Source organism: Halomonas sp. H10-59 (genome assembly GCF_040070555.1).
Lineage (GTDB): Bacteria > Pseudomonadota > Gammaproteobacteria > Pseudomonadales > Halomonadaceae > Halomonas > Halomonas litopenaei.
This window is the reverse complement of sequence record NZ_CP098828.1, coordinates 24,977-42,409: the sequence shown is the minus strand read 5'-3', so window position 1 is coordinate 42,409 and position 17,433 is coordinate 24,977. Positions and strand designations below refer to the sequence as shown.

The window sequence follows — 17,433 nt, the reverse complement described above, 5'->3', positions numbered from 1 at the left end:
AACGCCGTATTACCGAGCGCAGGCACTTTTCAGACAAGCCCTAGAAGGCGAGCATGCCCCCAAGCCCGGCTACCCAAAGGCCGATACCAAAGCTTGCGTGCGCCGTCAGGCTGCGAAGCCTGGCGATGTTTGGCTGAGGGGTCCTGCGGGCGGCGATGCCTGCGCCCAACCCCGGTTGCAGCACCAGAAACGGGGCAAGCACCGTCACCACACCGAACACCAGCGCGGACACGAACGCCGGTCGTTGCTGCCAATCCGATCCGGCAAGTACCAGAAACACCAGGGCGAACACCACGCCCGTAAGATAGTGAAACGTCCACCCCAGCGCCGCCTCTGCGCGTATCGGCGCGCTTCCCGAGATGGGGCGATGGACGACAGTGCCTCCCGCCAGGTGACCCAACCAGCGCCCCACCAGGGCGTAGTCCAGAGAGGGAATGCCGAGTACCCGGCGCTGCGCCAGCGCGACGACATCCATGAAGGCGGTCGCCCCCACGCCAAGCCAAAGGGCATCAACCAGAAGTTCTGCCACTGCACTACTCCTTCAGCAAAGAGAGCCCGCTGCCGAGCCGATCGAAGAGAAACGCATCCTGAGGGCCAAGAGACGGCAAGGTTGCGCGCTCTCTTGCAGATTCAGGCAAAGCCGAAGTAGCTTACGACCTCAAGTAAACTTGAGGTCAAGCGCCATGCTCGACATCTCCGAGGTCTCCCGGCAAAGTGGCGTTGCCGCGTCGAAACTGCGCTATTACGAAGAGATCGGGCTGATCCGCTCGATCGGACGTAGTGGGCTGCGGAGGGTCTTTGCGCCGGACGTGCTGTCACGCCTGTCGCTGATCGCCCTGGGACAGGCGGCCGGGTTTTCGCTGGCCGAGATAGGCGACATGCTTGGCCCGGAAGGCAAACCCGACATCGACCGCGAAAGACTGGGTGCCAAGGCGGACGCCCTGGACCGGCGCATCAAGCAATTGAGCGCGATCCGCGATGGCCTGCGCCATGCCATGACCTGCACCGCACCCCGCCACCTGGATTGCCCCACCTTTCAGCGCCTGATGCGCATCGCGCTTGCCAGGCAGTCAGCGCGGGGGCCTGGGCGACAAGGGGCGAAAGGGGCGAATGGAGCGAAAGAGGCGAGAACCCAGCATGGACGAACAAGACTGAGGCGAGATGGCTGAACGGATCTCTACCACCAGCGCAAAAAAGGCCCGACTCCTCGAAACAGGAGCCGGGCCTTTTTCAACACGCGGATCAGGACGCCGGATCGGGTCAGCCGGGACGACGCTGGCCGCCTAAAGTAAGCACTTACATATCCCCGAAGCGTGATTGAAGAAGCGTCAGCGCCACCACCGGGGCGGTTTCGGTACGCAGGACCCGTGGTCCCAGGGTCAGCGCCGCAAACCCTTGTGCCGTCGCCGCCTCGACCTCGCGCGGGGACAGGCCACCCTCGGGGCCGATCAGCACGCAGGCGCTGGCGACGCGCTCGGCGCGCTCGAGCACGCCTGGCGTACCCGGGTGGAGCACCAGCCTGAGCGCCTCGTCACGCTGGCCCAGCCACTCGCTCAGCGACTGCGGGGCCCTGACCTCGGGCACCGTGGCGCGGCCGCACTGCTCGCAGGCGCTCACCGCCACCGCCTGCCAGTGGGCCAGCTTCTTTGCCTCACGCTCGCCCTTGAGGCGCACATCGCCGTGCTCGGTGTACAGCGGAGTGATCGCGGCGACGCCGAGCTCCACCGCCTTCTGGATGGCGTAGTCCATGCGATCACCCTTGGAGATCGCCTGCCCGAGATGGACGGACAAGGGCGATTCGCCGTTTCCATCGCGCACTTCGAGTATGTGAACGCTTACTTTCTTGCGATCGGACTCGGAGATGTCGGCACGGGCTTCGCGACCCTGACCGTCGAACAGCACCAGGGAATCACCGGGCTTGAGCCGCAGCACGCGCCCCACATGTCGCGCGGCTCCTTCGGGCAGAACGACGTCGCCGCCGGCGACAAGCGCGGCGGCGACGTGGATGCGGGGGCCCTGGAAGGCGGCGTCGCTCATCAGTGGGCGGTCGGCGCCTGCTCGCCCTGGGCAGTGCCCTGAGCATCGCCCTGCTCGGCCTCACGGCGCTTCTTCTGGGCGTAGAGCGCCTCGAAGTTGACCGGTGCCAGCATCAGCGGCGGGAAGCCGCCACGATTGACCAGGCTGTCGACACACTCGCGGGCGTACGGGAACAGCACGTTGGGGCAGAAGGCACCCAGGGTGTGGTCGAGCTGGTCACCTTCGATGCCGGTGATGCGGAACAGGCCGGCCTGTTCGATCTCGGCCAGGAAGCAGGTGGTGCCGCTCTCGCTGTGGGTGACCTGGGCGGTGACCTTGATCACCACCTCGAAAAGGCCGTCGGCGACCTTGGTGCTGCGGGTGTCCAGGTCGAGGCCGACCTTGGGCTTGAACGGCTGACCGAAGACGCCAGGTGAGTTCGGCGCCTCGAAGGAGATGTCCTTGACGTAGATGCGCTGCAGCGAGAACTGCACCTGCGGCTTTTCCTGATCCTGCTGACCGGCGGCCTGGGCGCCAGCGTTCTGGTTGTTGTCGTCTGCCATGAGAAAGATCCTTGAATCGGGTAATCAGAAATCGTGCGGACGGTCACTTCTTGACGATGGGCAGGTTATCGGTCTGCCACTGGGTCATGCCACCCTTGAGCTTGAACACGCGCTCGAAGCCAGCCTTCTTGAGCTTGGCCGCCACGGCACCTGAGCTCTGGCCGTGCTTGCACACCACCACGATGGGCGAGGCCTTGACCTTGTCGAGCTCGTTGATACGGGAATCGAGGCTGCTCTGGGGAATGTTGCGAGCGCCGGCGATGTGTCCCGCCTTGAAGTCGTTCTTGTCGCGAACGTCCAGAATTACCGCGTCTTCGCGGTTGACCATCTGGGTCGCTTCGCTGGTGGTGACGCCACCGGCGTTGGCGTTGCGCAGCTCATACAGCAGCCAGGCCGTCAGCACGGCCAGGAAGGCAGCCACCAGCAACGGGTGATTCTGCACAAATTCGAACAGCTGATCGATCATGGGGTCGGCTAACTCTCGTCGGATGCAAAAATGGTGGTGGCCTGGGTGGCGAAATCGGCGTCCAGAGCCTTTGTTACAAGATCTATGTCACAAGACCTGTGTCTCAAGGCCGGTGTTGCGAGTCCAGTCTACAGACCGGACGACGCGAGACGCAGGTACGTTGCCCGCGCTCGATCACCGCTACCCGCCGCAGGGCGGCCAGTATACACGACTCGGGGGCGATGCCGCCTGCCTCCGGGCACTGCCTCGTCGGGTCAATGACGACCGCTGCCAGCGTGCGATATGATGCCGCAAGGAGGATCGTGTCGCGAGCCTGAAACCGCAAGCCACGAGACTCACGAAGACGCGCCGATGTCATTGTCGGGCGCGCTTCCCGAATCGCCAGGCACCAGCGTTTACCCACGACACCCCAGGACATCCGGCGACGACGCCAGGCGTCGAGCGCCAACAAAAGGATGCCGGGCGAGGTCATCTTGAGCTAGAGGCAATTCCTCATGACGGATACTGCGACCGCACCGCGCCCGGTGGCGCTGATCATCCTCGACGGCTATGGACACAATGAAGACGCCGCGTCCAACGCCGTCGCCGCCGCCGACACCCCCAACATGGACCGCCTGTGGCAGCAACGCCCGCACACCCTGATCCACACCGATGGCCGCCACGTGGGCCTGCCGGACGGTCAGATGGGCAACTCCGAGGTCGGTCACATGAACCTCGGCGCCGGGCGCATCGTCTACCAGGACTTCACCCGCATCACCAAGGCCATCGAAGACGGCGAGATCGACGACAATGCCGTGCTGACCGCGCCCATCGACGCGGCGGTGAAGGCGGACAAGGCGGTCCACCTGCTCGGCCTGCTGTCCCCCGGTGGCGTCCACAGCCACGAGGATCACCTGCTGGCGGTGGCCGAGATGGCCGCGCGGCGTGGCGCCAAGCGCATCTACCTGCACGGTTTCCTCGACGGCCGCGACACCGCGCCCAAGAGCGCCAGGGCCTCCATCGAGCGCGCCAACGCCAAGCTCGCCGAGCTGGTGGGTCAGGACAATGGCTTCGTCGCCTCGATCATCGGCCGCTACTTCGCCATGGACCGCGACAACCGCTGGGACCGCGTCGAGAAGGCCTATCGCCTGATCACCGAGGGCCATGGCGAGCACCAGGCCGAGAGCGCCGAAGCCGGCCTCGACGCCGCTTATGAGCGTGGCGAGACCGACGAATTCGTCGCCGCCACCAGCGTGCGCCCGAACGGCAAGCCGGTCGCTGCCGAAGACGGTGATGCCGTGCTGTTCCTGAATTTCCGCGCCGACCGCGCCCGCGAGCTGACCCGTGCCTTCGTGCTCGAGGACTTCGACGGCTTCAACCGTCAAGTACAGCCGACGCTGGCCGCCGACGGCCTGGTCATGCTGACCCAGTACGCCGCGGATATTCCCGCGCCCTCGGCCTTCCCGCCTGCGGACCTGAACAACACCCTGGGCGAGGTCATGGAGAAGCGCGGCAAGACCCAGCTGCGCATCGCCGAGACCGAGAAGTACGCCCACGTCACCTTCTTCTTCTCCGGCGGCCGCGAGAAGGAATTCGAGGGCGAGAAGCGCGAGCTGATTCCTTCACCCCAGGACGTCAAGACCTACGACGAGAAGCCCGAGATGAGCGCCTTCGAGCTCACCGACACCCTGGTCGACGCCATCGACGGCGGCAGCTTTGACCTGATCATCTGCAACTACGCCAACGGCGACATGGTCGGCCATACCGGTGACTTCAACGCCGCCAAGGCCGCCATCGAGGCGGTGGACAAGTGCGTGGGTCGGGTGGTCGAAGCGATCGAGCGCGCCGGCGGTGCCTGCCTGATCACCGCAGATCACGGCAACGCCGAGCAGATGGTGCACCCCGAGACCGGCAACCCCCAGACTGCGCATACCACCTTCCCGGTACCGCTGGTGTACGTGGGCAGCCGCGAGGCCCGGCTAAAGGATGGCGGTCGCCTGTGCGACCTGGCGCCGACCCTGCTGACGATGATGGGCGAGTCGGTGCCGGAGGAGATGACCGGCGAGGTACTGATCGAGCTGTCGTGAGACCTCTGCGCACCGCAGCCCCAGTCGCGCCATCGAGGCGCCAGCCCGGCAGCTGCCCACCACCACGTACGACGCCGCCCCGCCCGGGGCGGCGTTGTGGGTTTGTCCGCGCGGCTGTCGCCCTGGGCGCAGCGGTCCTGTGGCTGGGAGGCCTGCCGCTCACTCCTGTGACACAGGCCGGCCTGCCGCTCGCTCAGGCCAGTCCCAGCGAGCAGCAGGCCAGGCAAAGGCTCGACGCCATCGGCGAGCGTATTCAAGAGGCCAGTCAGCGCCTGGCCAGCACCGATAGCGCCCGCGACCAGGCCAGCGAGGCCCTGCGCGAGGTCGAAACGGCACTGGCCGAGACCCATCAGCGCCTGGATACGCTGCAGGCCGAACGCCGCCGGCTCGACCAGGAGATGGCCGAGCTTGCGCATCGTCGAGAACTGATGGAAGCCGAACGCCGGGAGCAGCGGGCAGCCCTGGGTCGTCAACTCGATGCGCTCTATCGCATGGGCCTGACACCACAGTTGAAGCTGCTGCTGAATCAGGACGACCCAGCACGACTGGACCGCCTGCAGGCCTATCTCAACCATCTTGCCGACGCCCGCAACGAGCGCCTCGATCTGCTCGCTGAACTGGACCAGCGTCTGGAGGACAACCGCCGCGAGCTCGAACACCGCAGCGAGGAGCTGGCTTCCCTGGAGGCCGATGTGGCGGCCCGTAGCCAGGCCCTGGCCAGGCAGAGCCGCGAGCGTCAGGCGCTGGTGGCACAGCTCGACCAACGCTACGACACCGAGGCATCGAAGCTGGCCTCGCTGGACCAGGACCGGGCCCACGCCGAGCGGGTGCTGCGCGAAGTGCAGGAAACCATGGCACGGCTCGAGCGCCCGCCGCCGTCCACCGCCATCGAGCGCACCCGAGGCGACCTGCCGTGGCCGGTGCAGGGCATGATGCTGTCGCGCTTTCGCGAATCCCGCGGCGTCCACCGCAACGGCATCCTGATTCAGGCGCCATCCGGGACTTCGGTCGAAGCGGTTCACCCCGGCCGGGTGGTGTTCGCCGACTGGATGCGCGGCTTCGGCAATCTGCTGATCGTCGACCACGGCGACCAGGTGATGACCCTCTACGCCCACCTGCAACGCTTCGAGACGGAGGTCGGCAGCCGTGTGGAGCGTGGCCAGACACTGGGCCGCGTCGGCGTCAGCGGAGGCCGCGACGCTCCGGGGCTGTATTTCGAGGTACGCCGTGGCGGTGACCCCATCGATCCTGGTGGCTGGATCGCGCGGCGCTGAGCACACGCCATTTTCAACCATCCGGCCTAAGGCTATGCTTGAACCTTGCCCCTACGTCGAGCGGAGACCGCATGACCGAACCCCGAGCCGCCCACCGTCCCTCGCGCCTCAAGACACTGACCGGGACTTGCCTTGCGTGGTGCCTCGCCGCGTCCCTGGCCTGGCCTTCGCTGGCCAGCGCCCAGGCGACCGACGATGATCTGCCGATCAGCGAGATCCAGGCCTTCTCCGAGGTGTTCGAGCGGATCAAGCGCGGCTACGTGGAAGAGGTCGATGATGCGACCCTGCTCAAGAACGCCATGCGCGGCATGCTCTCGGAGCTAGACCCCCACTCCAGTTACCTCGACGCCGAGGCCTATCGCAACCTGCGGGAGACCACCGAAGGCGAGTTTGGCGGGATCGGCATCGAGGTCGGGCTCGACGACGGCCAGCTGACGGTGATCTCGCCGATCGACGACACCCCGGCCGAGCGCGCGGGACTACAGGCTCAGGACGCCATCCTGCGCATCGACGAGACCCCCACCGATCGGCTATCCCTGCAGGAAGCGGTGGACATGATGCGTGGCGAGCCAGGCACCGAGATTCGCCTGACCGTGGTCGGCGCCGGCGATGGTGCTCCACGTGAGGTCACCCTGGCCCGGGAAATCATCCGTACCGACAGCGTGAGGAGCGACATCCTCGAGCCCGGCTACGGCTATCTGCGCGTCAGTCAGTTTCAGGCCCGCACCGGCGAGCAGGTAGAGGATGCCCTGACCGAATTGCGCGACCAGGGGGCCCTGTCAGGCATCGTGCTGGACCTGCGCAACAACCCCGGCGGCGTACTGCAGTCGGCGGTGGACGTGGCCGACGCCTTCCTCGACCGTGGCCTGATCGTCTACACCGAGGGGCGCCTGTCCGATAGCGACATGCGCTTTTCGGCAACCCAACGCACCGCGGCGCCGGACGTGCCGCTGGTGGTGTTGATCAACGGCGGCAGCGCCTCCGCTGCAGAGATCGTCGCCGGCGCCCTGCAGGACCAGCGCCGAGGCGTGGTGATGGGCACCGAAAGCTTCGGCAAGGGCTCGGTGCAGCAGATCATGCCGCTGGGCAATGGTGAAGGGCTCAAGCTGACCACCGCGCTCTACTACACCCCTAACGGTCGCTCGATCCAGGCCCAGGGCATCGAGCCCGACGTCGAGGTCGTGCGCGGCCGGCTCGAGGTCGCCGATACCAGCAACCTGCGCATTCGCGAGTCTGACCTGGAAGGACATCTTGGCGATGGTGGAGATCGCGCCGGCAGCAGCCGCAGCGATCGGCTGGACGGCGACTACCAGCTGGGCGAGGCACTGAATCTGCTGAAGGCGCTGAACGTGATCAGTCAGCGCGACACGCGCTAGGCCGGGCGACGAGGCCCCGGCCCGCGCTCGGCCTGCTCCCTAGCGACAGCTAAGCGGCAGGCGTCCGCGTGAGCCGGTGGCCTGCTGCATGATCAGGCGCTTGATCGGAGACAACCGGTCGACGCCGGAAAGCCCCAGGTTGCGCGCCAGCGTCAGGCCCGGGTGGCGGCTGCCGAACAGACGCCGAAAGCCTTCCATCAGCACCAGCATCATGGCGTTATCGCCACGCCGACGTCGCTCATAGCGTGCCAGCAGGCTCGGGGCGCCAGGTGCTACACCACGACGGCGCCCGTTCAGCAACTCTTCGGCCAGCACCGCCGCATCGAGAAAGCCCAGATTCACCCCCTGCCCGGCCAGGGGGTGAATGCTATGTGCGGCGTCGCCGATCAGCGCAAGCCCCGGCAGGTGGTAGCGCTCTGCGTGGCGCTGGCTGAGCGGAAAACTCCTGGCCTCATCCAGCACCTCTACCGCCCCCAGGCGATGATCCAGCGCCTCGGCCATAGCCTGGCCCAGCGCCGCCGGCGAGAGTGCCGCAAGACGTTCGGCTTCCTGCGGGGTGGTGGACCAGACGATCGAGCAGTAGTGGCTGTCTCCCGCCACCGTCAGCGGCAGGAAGGCCAGGGGGCCGGTGGCCAGAAAGGCCTGACGGGCTACACCGCCGTGACGCCGCTCGGTCTTCACCGTGGTCACCAGCGCGCACTGCCCGGTGTCCTGCTCACGCACCGCTATCCCGGCCAGTTCGCGCAGCGGTGAACGTGCACCGTCGGCGCCGACCACCAGCGGGGCGGCCAGCACGCTGCCATCATCCAGGGTCACCCGCCGACGAACGGCGCCGTCGTCCAGCGCCACCACCTTGCGACCATGCAGGCGCTGCACCTGAGGCAGCCTCGACAGTTCGGCTTCCAGCGCCGCCAGAATCACATCGTTCTCGACGATATGGCCAAGCACCGGCACCCCGGCCTGATCGGCGCGAAAGCCGACCTCGCCGGAGCCCTCGGCGTCCCACACCTGCATGGCGGTGTAGGGCGTGGCGCGCCAGGCGTCGATGCGCGGCCAGGCACCGAGGCCTTCCAGCAACCGTCGAGACACCGGGGTCAGGGCGCTGACGCGGGGCGCCGGCACACTGCCCGGCAGGTCATCCGAGTCCAGCGGGCCCGGACGCGGGTCCACCATGGCGACTGTCCAGCCTTCCCGTGCCAGCAGCACGGCCAGTACGGCACCTACCATGCCGATACCGGCGATCACCACATCGACTCCCGTCGGCGCTGCCTTGGCGGCTGAACCCTCTGCCTGCTCCTTCATCGGCGTCTCGCTCTCCCAGTCTTCCTGACGATCACTGACTCGCTTGCACCACGTGCCTTTGCGGATTCGCCCTCAGGGGTCCTTTGCGGATTCGCCCTCAGGGTCGCGGCAACGCAGCGCACCCAGTGTACCGCCAAGGACAATCCTATGCTCGACCGCCAGGCTTTCAGGGTCAGTGCCTGAAGGCTGCCTGACGCCACGGGAAGGTCCTGTAGGCCAGATGACACGCGGGCCAGGGTTGCCCTACCCAATTATCGTTCGCTGCCCATGGCCCGCCTGGCGAGGCCCCGCCTCAGCGGCCCTGCGAGGTTCAGGCCAATCAATCCCGCGGCACGGGCGTGGGACAGCAGTGGCTGGTCGATGCCGAACAGCCGAATCAGGCCGTCGCTGAAGCGCACCACATTGCGCTGGTCCGCTTCGCGGCGTCGCTCGAAGGCGGCCAGGGTCGCCGCGCTGCCAGGCGCCTGGCCGGCCTCGAGCCCTTGCTCGATGGCCTCGACCAGGTCGATCACCCCTCGCAGCGCGAGGTTGAAGCCCTGGCCCGCCACCGGGTGCAGGGCATGGGCGGCGTTGCCCAGCACCGCCAGTCCCGGCCGTGTCGTCTCCCGCGCGGTGACCAGCGACAGCGGGTAAACGTGACGCTGGCCGACCTTGACGAAGGCGCCGGCTCGATCGCCAAAGGCGGCCTGCAGCTCTTCGAGAAAGGCGCGGTCCGACAATGCCAGACGGCGCTGTTCGCTGCCCTTTTCATGGGTCCACACCAGCTCCATGGCCTGTCCCGGCAGCGGCAGCAGCGCCATCGGGCCTTGCCGTGTGAAGCGCTCGTAGGCGACGCCCTGGTGGGGGCGCCCGACCGCGACATTGGCGATCATTGCCACCTGATCGTAGGGGGCCGCATCGCTCTCGATCCCCAGCGCCTCCTTGAGGCCAGAGCGACCGCCGTCGGCCAGCACGGTCAGGCCGGCCTCCAGCACGCTGCCGCTGGACAACCACAGACGATGGCCTGCGGCCACGGGTTCGATACGCTCCACCCGAGCCGGACAGTGCCAGTCGAGCGGCAGTTCGGCCAGGCGGCGGTGCAGCACCCGCCCCATCCAGGCGTTGGGTACCACGTAGCCGAGCGCCTCGACGCCCATTTCGTCGGCACGCAGGCGCGTCGCACCAAGGCGCCCCTTCTCACTGACATGGATCAGCGAGATCGCGCTGGCCTTCGCGGCCATGGCCGACCACACCCCGAGGCGCGAAAAGTGCGCGGCGGACCCCGCCGCAATGGCGCTGGCGCGGGCGTCGAAGCTTGGCTGCCAGGCGTCGTCTTCTCCCGCCGAAGGCGCTGCTTCCTGCGGCGACGGTGCGAGCGGTGCCATCGGTGCGGCCTCGACCACCGCGACCTTGAGGCCGGAATGTTCGATCAATTCCGCCAGGGCCGCCCCCAGGCTCGCCCCCACCAGCCCCCCGCCGATGATCGCCACGTCGACCCGCTCGACCGCATGGCCACCTTCCTGGCAAGACGCCTGAGGGGCGTTCGCTGAAAGGCGGCTTGCCGTTGGTTCCACAGTGCTCTCGGGGGTGTCTTGCGGCATTACTGTATTCCTGTAATAACTTTACGTAATCAAACATTTATTAGCGTGCTAGTTGGCTATAAAACCACCAACTGCTCTGGCGAAACAGCACCCTGATTTATACCTCAACCACCACCATCCCTCCCTTACAGGACCTGTGACACGACACTCTTCTGGAAAATTGGCGCACCCATGTGCGCGGTAATCCGACGATCATCCGGTCCACGACTACCCGATCCTCGACTACCCGGTCGTCGACCAGCGGCGGCGGCGAGAAGAGTCCAACACACCAGAGCCACGCACCGATGAGAAAGGTGTGATCGCCGAGAAAGGCATGATCGCCAAGGACAGGTAAGCGGCCGATTCGCCGGCGACCCGAGCCTAGAAGTGCGCTGCCGGATCGATCACACCATCCAGCATAGCAGGCTCTGGCGACGGGAAAAGGAGGGAAAAATCCCGAACTTTGCAGGCATCGTTCGGGACTTTGGCAAGCGTCAGTGGGTGGTGGGAGGCGTCTCGTCGACCTGCTCGACCTGCGGGGTGCCAGGGTGCTGTTCGGTATAGAGCAGCATCGCCGCCATGCGGGCGTGTTCGGTCAGGGCAAAGAGGTCGTTTTCGTTCTCGGCGCTGTCGTCGATATCGGTCTCGATGGCGGCCAAACCCGCGAGATCCTCGATGGCCTCCCTGAGCGGCTCGGACCACTTCTTTCTGGGCGCGTCGCCTGCTTCCTCCACCACTTCGAGAAAGCCGAGGGTCCACTCCTTGAGGCCCTGGGCACGCTCGGCCAGCGAGAACATCTCGTCAGGCAGCAGCGGTTCGAAGTTCAGCTCAGTGCTGGCCAGGGCGTCCAGGGTCTGGCGGCGCCAGCCGAGCAGGCGTTCAGCGCTGGGCTCGTCTCTGGGCTGGTCGACCCCGAGGGTCAGGCAGACCTCCTCGAGCCAGGCCTCGGCGGTGAGGTCGTGCAGGCCGAGTGCCGCGCACAGGCGCCCGTCGAGAAAGGCCGGCGACTGCATGCTGCCATGCAGCAAAAAGGTGTCGGCGATGGTGGAGAAGTCCTGGCGTTCGTTGATCAAAGACATGATGATATCCGCTGAAGAAGAGGTTCAGGGTGGCAATACCGCGGCGCCCCCGGGGTGACCAGAAGCCGCTTGCCCATGGCATCGGCAAGCGCCGTCGGTGCTCCCGTCTTGAGGTGTCGCGTTGACCCCCCGCTGAAGGCTCTCTTATAGTGACTCGCAATCGATCCCCGATGGTAACGCATCCTGCCCGTTCGGCGCTGCGTTAGCCAAGGCCCGCCCCGGAGCCAGGCCCATGAATGACACCAAGCGGCATACCACCGACATTACGCTGCTAGAACGCCCCTACACCATCGCCTGTGCCCCCGAGGAGCAGGAGGGACTGGAGCGTGCTGCCCGCTATCTGGACCAGGCCATGCAGGGGATCCACGCCCAGGGCAAGGTGGTGGATCGGGAGAAGATCGCCATCATGGCTGCACTCAACCTGGCCCACGAACTGCTGGGCCTGCGTGACGAGAAGCGTGCAGGCGAAGCCAGTCTGAGCGAACTGAACACCCGCCTGGAACAGGCGCTCGCCAAGGCGCCGAGTCGCGATTCCGACGTCTGATCAAGGCTGATCAGGGCTTTCGGTACCTGAGCCCGCATCACGTCCCGTACCGCCCCGGTGGTCCGCACCCCGCCTCATCTGCGAGAGCCGTGCCAGCACCTCACCTCCTTGCTGGTGTCTCGCGACCAGCGCGCCTGGTCGACACTGCCTCCCCAAGCACTCGAAGGCATCTTCACTTTGGCGCCAGGCCCCGGTCTGGTAGCATGGAGGAGTTCCCTGGGGTGTGCGCCAGTCGTTACAGTCCCTCGAGCCTATGCGCAGTACCCAGGGGGCCAAATGCTAGCCGGGCCCGTGTGCAAGTCCGTGCGACGGAAAGCCTGACGGCTCGGCTGCGGCCACCCACCTTGAACCTATGGGTTCAAGGGCCAGAACGACAGCGGCACTCTGGGGAACCTCGAATGAACGATCTGCGCTCTTCCATTGACGCACAGATGACGCTCGGACACTTGTCACGTACCGAGCTGCGGCGCGAACTGCGACGCCGCCGCCGGGCCCTGAGCCCGCGCCAGCAGCAGGCCGCCAGCCAGTCACTATTGGCTCGCCTGCGTCGCCTTCCTGAACTGCTGAGTGCCCGTCGCGTGGCGCTCTACCTGCCCAATGACGGGGAGATCGATCCTCGCCCCCTGCTCGACTGGCTACGCCAGCGGCGCGCCCAGGCCTATCTTCCGGTGCTGCGCCCCCTGAGCGACAATCGCCTGTGGTTCGTCCGCTACGACGAGCACACCCCCATGGTCGCCAATCGCTTCGGCATCAGCGAACCCTGCAGCCGTCACGGCGCCCATCCGTCGCGCCGTCTGCCGCCCTGGGCGCTGGACGCCATCCTTCTACCGCTGGTGGGCTTCGACGACGCCGGCCAGCGCCTGGGCATGGGTGGAGGCTTCTACGATCGCACCCTGGCCTTCGCCCATCCCGACAGCGGACAGGGCGGCCCCAGGCCACGCCTGATCGGCCTGGCCCATGACGTCCAGCGCGTCGAACGCCTGCCGGTGGCCTCCTGGGACGTGCCGCTGAACGCCATCGTCAGTGATCGCAGAGTGATCCGCCCTGCCTGAAACGCCTCCGGCCGCCCCTGAGGGCGGCCGGAGTTGGATCTATGCCGATGTCGTGACCATGGTGCCTGGTGCCTCAACCTCCCACCAGCGCCTGGGCGTAGCCGGTTGCCACGACTCCCAGGCCGAACACCAGCACCAGTGACATGATCAGATCGGGCTTGCGTTTCATTCCTGACTCCCTTCATACGGCCGCTTGCCGTATTGTCTTGATGTTGTGGTCAAAGCGACTGACTCAGACTATAGGGTGATCACCCATGTATGGCAATCATCACGCTTCCACGATGAAGCCCGTCAGCCAGGCGTCATCATGCCCAGCAAGTAAGTCAGCGCTTGCGCGCGCAGGATACGCCGCTTTGCCTCGACTTCCAAGACGTCATCCCGCCATGGCTATGCCATAAACAGTTGGTAGGCGGGATTGTCACTTTCCTTCCAATAGCGATAGCCAATGGCGTCAAAATGTTCCTCGACGTGGGAACGATCCCCGTTGGGAATCTGCATGCCGACCAGCACCCGACCATAGGCAGCACCGTGGTTGCGGTAGTGAAACAGCGAGATATTCCAGTCCTGGGGGAGGTGGGTCAGGAAGTTCATCAGCGCGCCTGGGCGCTCGGGAAATTCGAAGCGATAGACTTCCTCGGTGAACTCGGTACGGGGCCTGCCGCCGCCCAGATGACGGATATGCAGCTTGGCCAGTTCGTTGTCGGTCAGATCCTCGACCGGGTAGCCCGCCTCGATCAGCTTGCCGATCAGCGCCTGGCGATCCTCGCCGCCCGGCTTGACCTGTATGCCGACGAAGATGTGGGCCTGGTCGGCATCGGCGTAGCGATAGTTGAATTCGGTGACCATGCGCTTGCCGATGGTGCGGCAGAACTTCTTGAAACTGCCTGGACGCTCGGGAATGGTCACCGCCAGGATCGCCTCGCGCTGTTCGCCAAGTTCGGTGCGCTCGGCGATGTGCTGGAGCCGATCGAAGTTGGTGTTGGCGCCGGAGTTGATGCATATCAGGGTCTGGCCCTCGGCCCCGGTCTCCTGGATATACTTCTTGAGACCGGCCAGCGACAGCGCGCCGGAGGTCTCGGACACCGCCCGGGTATCCTCGAAGATATCCTTCACCGCCGCACACATCTCGTCGGTGTTGACGGTGATCACCTGGTCCACCAGGTCACGCATCAGGGAAAAGGGAATCTCGCCGATCTGCGCTACCGCCACGCCCTCGGCGAACACGCCGACCTGTTCAAGGATGACCCTCTCACCGGCCTCCAGCGCGGCCTTCAGGCAGGCGCTGTCCTCGGCTTCCACCCCGATCACCTTGATCTCCGGGCGCAGGTACTTGATGTAGGCCGCCATGCCGGCGATCAGGCCACCACCGCCCACCGGAATAAACACCGCATCGATGGGGCCGCTGTGCTGACGCAGGATCTCCATGGCCACGGTGCCCTGTCCGGCGACCACATCGATATCGTCAAACGGCGGGATATAGGTGTAGCCGTGGGCCTCGACCAGCTCCTGGGCGTGCTCTGCGGCGGCGGCGAAGGCGTCGCCCTTGAGGATGACCTTGGCGCCCCAGCCACGTACCGCAGCCACCTTGATCTCCGGGGTGATGCGCGGCATCACGATCACTGCCTTGACGCCCATCTGCTTGGCCGCCAGTGCCAGGCCCTGGGCATGGTTCCCGGCGGAGGCTGCGATCACACCCTTGGCTTTCTGCTCATCGGTCAGGTGGGCCATGCGATTGTAGGCACCGCGCACCTTGAAGGAGTGCACCGGCTGAAGGTCTTCACGCTTGATCAGAATCTGATTGTTGAACCGTCGCGACAGCATGGGCGCAGGTGAGATCGGCGTTTCTCGGGCGGCTTCGTAGACCCGGGCCTGGAGAATCTTCTTGACGGTAGCTTCGAGCATTCTGGTATCCAGCGTGAGGGAGGCGGGCAAAACCCCTATTGTTAGCATCGCCTCACGCCCAACGTCCAGCGCCAGCCACCCCAGGCAGACATTGCTTGCCTCGGTGCCGAGCTGACGCAACCGCGATGAAGGCAGAAACGGGCGGAGCCCAGGCACCACAGTGACACGCCACACAGCGTTTCTTCCGTGTTTCGCGATGCCCTATAATGGCCGCAGCTTTCCTCTTCTCACGCTCCCCATCGCAGGTATTCCATGACCCAGGACGAACTCAAGGACGCCGTCGCTGCCGCCGCCATCGACGAGGTCCGCCCGATGCTCGGCCGTGACATCGTGATCGGTGTCGGTACCGGCTCCACCGCCAACTGCTTCATCGACCGCCTGGCAGAGCTGCGCGGGGACTTCCGCGGAGCGGTGGCCAGCAGCGAGGCCAGCGCCCAACGATTGAAGGGGCACGGCATCGACGTCTACGAGCTCAATGAAGTCGGCACCATGCCGGTCTATGTCGACGGCGCCGACGAAGTGAACGCTCACCTACAGATGATCAAGGGTGGGGGTGCCGCGCTGACCCGCGAGAAGATCGTGGCGGCCTGCTGCAAGACCTTCATCTGCATCGCCGACGCCTCCAAGCGGGTCGAGCGCCTGGGCGACTTCCCGCTGCCCATCGAGGTGATTCCCATGGCCCGTTCCTACGTCGCCCGGGAACTGGTCAAGCTTGGCGCCGATCCGGTCTACCGCGAGGGCGTGGTCACCGACAACGGCAATCAGATCATCGACTGCTACGGCCTCGACATCGATGACCCCGTCGCCCTGGAGACCCGCATCAACGCGATCGTCGGAGTGGTGACCAACGGCCTGTTCGCCGCTCGTCCGGCGGATATCCTGCTGATCGGCGGCGCCGACGGCATCAGCCGGCATCTACCCGCCTGAGCCCGGTCACCTGCCTTGGCTGTGGCCAAGCAGCCGGTCCAGGCCAGCGAGGGTGGCCTCCAGCGCACCCCGGTGGGTGTCGATGACACCTTGCCCGGCCTCGCTCAGCCGCTTGCGCTGTTCTGCATCCTCGAGCAGCGCGGCGACACGCTCGACCAGCTCGTCGGCGTCGGCGATCTCGACCAGCGCGCCGGCGTCTCTCAGCAGCTGGGCCACGTCCTCGAAATTGTCGAGATGCGGGCCGGTCACCACCGGCACGCCCATCAGCGCGGGTTCGAGCAGATTGTGGCCGCCGATGGGCACCAGACTACCGCCGACGAAGGCCAGATCCGCGGTGCCGTAGAGCGCCTGCAGCTCACCCATGCTGTCGCCAAGATAGACCTCTGCCCTGGCGCTGGGGACGCGTCCCCGGGAGCGCCTGACGGTCTCGAAGCCGGCCTCCTGGCACAGCCTGGCAACCTCCTCGAAGCGCTGCGGATGGCGCGGCACCAGCACCAGCAGGATATCGGGAAAGCGTGCCTGAAGGCGGCGCTGGACCCCGAGCAGCAGCTCATCTTCGCCGGGGTGGGTGGACCCGGCGACCCAGATCGGGCGATGCCCGATGGCTGCGTGCAAGCGCTCACTCACCTTCAGAGATGCATCATCAAGGGCCATGTCGAACTTCATCGATCCGACGACTTGGATGTGGTCGGACGCCATGCCCAGTTCGACGAAACGCTCGGCATCCTCACCGGACTTGGCCGCCAGCCAGTCGACACAGGCCAGCGACTCGGCCATCAGCGGGCGCAGGCGCCGATAGCCACGAAAGGCACGGGGCGACAGGCGGCCATTGACCACCGCCACCGGGATACCCCGCCTGGCGCAGACCCTCAGCAAGTTCGGCCACAGCTCGGTCTCGAAGAAGATCGCCTGGCGAGGGGCCAGACGCTGGACAAAGCGGCGCGCGGCGCCGGGAAAGTCGAGCGCCACGAAGACATGGCTCAGGGGAGCGGCCGCCTCCGCCTCGGGAACGTCGTCCACCAGCGAGAGCACTCGTTCGGCGCCGGTGGCGGTCATGGTGCTGACCACCAGTCGGTGATCGGGATGGCGCAGGCGCAGGGCACGGATCAACGGTCGTGCCGCCACCACCTCGCCCACCGAGGCGCAGTGCAGCCATAGCCGCGGACGCTCGTCGGCGAAGGGCCGCAGACAGCCCATCCGCTCGCCACGAGCGCGATCCGGCAGCTGTTCGCGCCAGACCCGTCGCCAGATCAGCGGCGACAGCAGTCCGATGGCACCTGAATAGGCGAGCCGTGGCCAGCTCACCC

The 17,433-nt window shown here is 66.1% G+C and carries 16 protein-coding genes and 1 other RNA gene; 8 read left to right on the top strand and 9 right to left on the bottom strand.

What is annotated here, in order from left to right; genetic code table 11:
* Window positions 1–40: 40 nt before the first annotated feature.
* Window positions 41–529: a DUF2938 domain-containing protein gene (locus tag NFG57_RS00175; protein WP_287163652.1), complete on the bottom strand. Its 489-nt coding sequence runs from the start codon at window positions 527–529 to the stop codon at window positions 41–43.
* Window positions 530–683: 154 nt separating this feature from the next.
* Here NFG57_RS00175 and NFG57_RS00170 point away from each other — a divergent pair, with 154 nt between their 5' ends.
* Window positions 684–1,169: a helix-turn-helix domain-containing protein gene (locus NFG57_RS00170; RefSeq protein ID WP_287163653.1), complete on the top strand. Its 486-nt coding sequence runs from the start codon at window positions 684–686 to the stop codon at window positions 1,167–1,169.
* Window positions 1,170–1,296: 127 nt separating this feature from the next.
* Here the strand turns inward: NFG57_RS00170 and NFG57_RS00165 are convergent, their stop codons facing one another.
* Genes NFG57_RS00165 through NFG57_RS00155 form a run of 3 tightly spaced genes read right to left on the bottom strand, consistent with a single transcriptional unit; the run spans window position 1,297 to window position 3,045 of the window.
* Window positions 1,297–2,037 carry a 16S rRNA (uracil(1498)-N(3))-methyltransferase gene (locus NFG57_RS00165; RefSeq protein WP_348815119.1) on the bottom strand — a complete coding sequence of 247 codons (741 nt, stop codon included), beginning with the start codon at window positions 2,035–2,037 and terminating at the stop codon, window positions 1,297–1,299.
* On the bottom strand, window positions 2,037–2,579 hold the full coding sequence (gene secB / locus NFG57_RS00160) for a protein-export chaperone SecB (RefSeq protein WP_045990989.1): 543 nt from the start codon (window positions 2,577–2,579) through the stop codon (window positions 2,037–2,039). Before secB ends, NFG57_RS00165 begins: the two co-directional genes overlap by 1 nt.
* 43 nt (window positions 2,580–2,622) lie before the next feature.
* Entirely contained in the window at window positions 2,623–3,045 is a 423-nt protein-coding gene (locus tag NFG57_RS00155) for a rhodanese-like domain-containing protein (RefSeq protein WP_045990988.1), read from the bottom strand.
* A gap of 494 nt (window positions 3,046–3,539) precedes the next feature.
* Between NFG57_RS00155 and gpmI the strand changes: the two genes are divergently transcribed.
* From gpmI to NFG57_RS00140, 3 genes are all read left to right on the top strand, one after another.
* Window positions 3,540–5,111, top strand: a complete 1,572-nt coding sequence (gpmI, locus tag NFG57_RS00150; RefSeq protein ID WP_108449612.1) for a 2,3-bisphosphoglycerate-independent phosphoglycerate mutase — start codon at window positions 3,540–3,542, stop codon at window positions 5,109–5,111.
* Window positions 5,112–5,278: 167 nt separating this feature from the next.
* Window positions 5,279–6,385: a peptidoglycan DD-metalloendopeptidase family protein gene (locus tag NFG57_RS00145; protein WP_253554826.1), complete on the top strand. Its 1,107-nt coding sequence runs from the start codon at window positions 5,279–5,281 to the stop codon at window positions 6,383–6,385.
* 71 nt (window positions 6,386–6,456) lie between these two features.
* Window positions 6,457–7,761, top strand: a complete 1,305-nt coding sequence (locus tag NFG57_RS00140) for a S41 family peptidase (protein WP_348815118.1) — start codon at window positions 6,457–6,459, stop codon at window positions 7,759–7,761.
* A gap of 39 nt (window positions 7,762–7,800) precedes the next feature.
* Here NFG57_RS00140 and NFG57_RS00135 read toward each other — a convergent pair whose 3' ends face one another.
* The 3 genes from NFG57_RS00135 to NFG57_RS00125 all read right to left on the bottom strand — a co-directional run bounded on the left by NFG57_RS00135 (window position 7,801) and on the right by NFG57_RS00125 (window position 11,701).
* Complete coding sequence (locus NFG57_RS00135) at window positions 7,801–9,063, bottom strand: UbiH/UbiF/VisC/COQ6 family ubiquinone biosynthesis hydroxylase (RefSeq protein ID WP_348815117.1); 1,263 nt, start codon at window positions 9,061–9,063, stop codon at window positions 7,801–7,803.
* A 251-nt stretch (window positions 9,064–9,314) separates the two neighbouring features.
* Window positions 9,315–10,643, bottom strand: a complete 1,329-nt coding sequence (ubiH, locus tag NFG57_RS00130; protein ID WP_348815116.1) for a 2-octaprenyl-6-methoxyphenyl hydroxylase — start codon at window positions 10,641–10,643, stop codon at window positions 9,315–9,317.
* Window positions 10,644–11,116: 473 nt separating this feature from the next.
* Window positions 11,117–11,701: a YecA family protein gene (locus NFG57_RS00125; protein ID WP_348815115.1), complete on the bottom strand. Its 585-nt coding sequence runs from the start codon at window positions 11,699–11,701 to the stop codon at window positions 11,117–11,119.
* Between the two features lie 232 nt (window positions 11,702–11,933).
* Here NFG57_RS00125 and NFG57_RS00120 point away from each other — a divergent pair, with 232 nt between their 5' ends.
* The 3 genes from NFG57_RS00120 (at window position 11,934) to NFG57_RS00110 (ending at window position 13,297) form a co-directional block, all read left to right on the top strand.
* On the top strand, window positions 11,934–12,245 hold the full coding sequence (locus NFG57_RS00120) for a cell division protein ZapA (protein WP_045990982.1): 312 nt from the start codon (window positions 11,934–11,936) through the stop codon (window positions 12,243–12,245).
* A 210-nt stretch (window positions 12,246–12,455) separates the two neighbouring features.
* A non-coding RNA gene (gene ssrS, locus NFG57_RS00115) (6S RNA) lies at window positions 12,456–12,640 on the top strand.
* A 3-nt stretch (window positions 12,641–12,643) separates the two neighbouring features.
* Window positions 12,644–13,297 carry a 5-formyltetrahydrofolate cyclo-ligase gene (locus tag NFG57_RS00110; RefSeq protein WP_124804520.1) on the top strand — a complete coding sequence of 218 codons (654 nt, stop codon included), beginning with the start codon at window positions 12,644–12,646 and terminating at the stop codon, window positions 13,295–13,297.
* Window positions 13,298–13,684: 387 nt separating this feature from the next.
* On the opposite strand, the gene ilvA is transcribed toward NFG57_RS00110, so the two are convergent.
* Window positions 13,685–15,247, bottom strand: coding sequence for a threonine ammonia-lyase, biosynthetic (gene ilvA, locus NFG57_RS00105; protein WP_260425355.1), 1,563 nt, complete (start codon window positions 15,245–15,247; stop codon window positions 13,685–13,687).
* Window positions 15,248–15,451: 204 nt separating this feature from the next.
* Between ilvA and rpiA the strand changes: the two genes are divergently transcribed.
* Window positions 15,452–16,126: a ribose-5-phosphate isomerase RpiA gene (gene rpiA, locus NFG57_RS00100; protein WP_045990979.1), complete on the top strand. Its 675-nt coding sequence runs from the start codon at window positions 15,452–15,454 to the stop codon at window positions 16,124–16,126.
* 6 nt (window positions 16,127–16,132) lie between these two features.
* Here the strand turns inward: rpiA and waaA are convergent, their stop codons facing one another.
* Window positions 16,133–17,431 carry a lipid IV(A) 3-deoxy-D-manno-octulosonic acid transferase gene (gene waaA, locus NFG57_RS00095; protein WP_222516253.1) on the bottom strand — a complete coding sequence of 433 codons (1,299 nt, stop codon included), beginning with the start codon at window positions 17,429–17,431 and terminating at the stop codon, window positions 16,133–16,135.
* Between the last annotated feature and the right edge of the window lie 2 nt (window positions 17,432–17,433).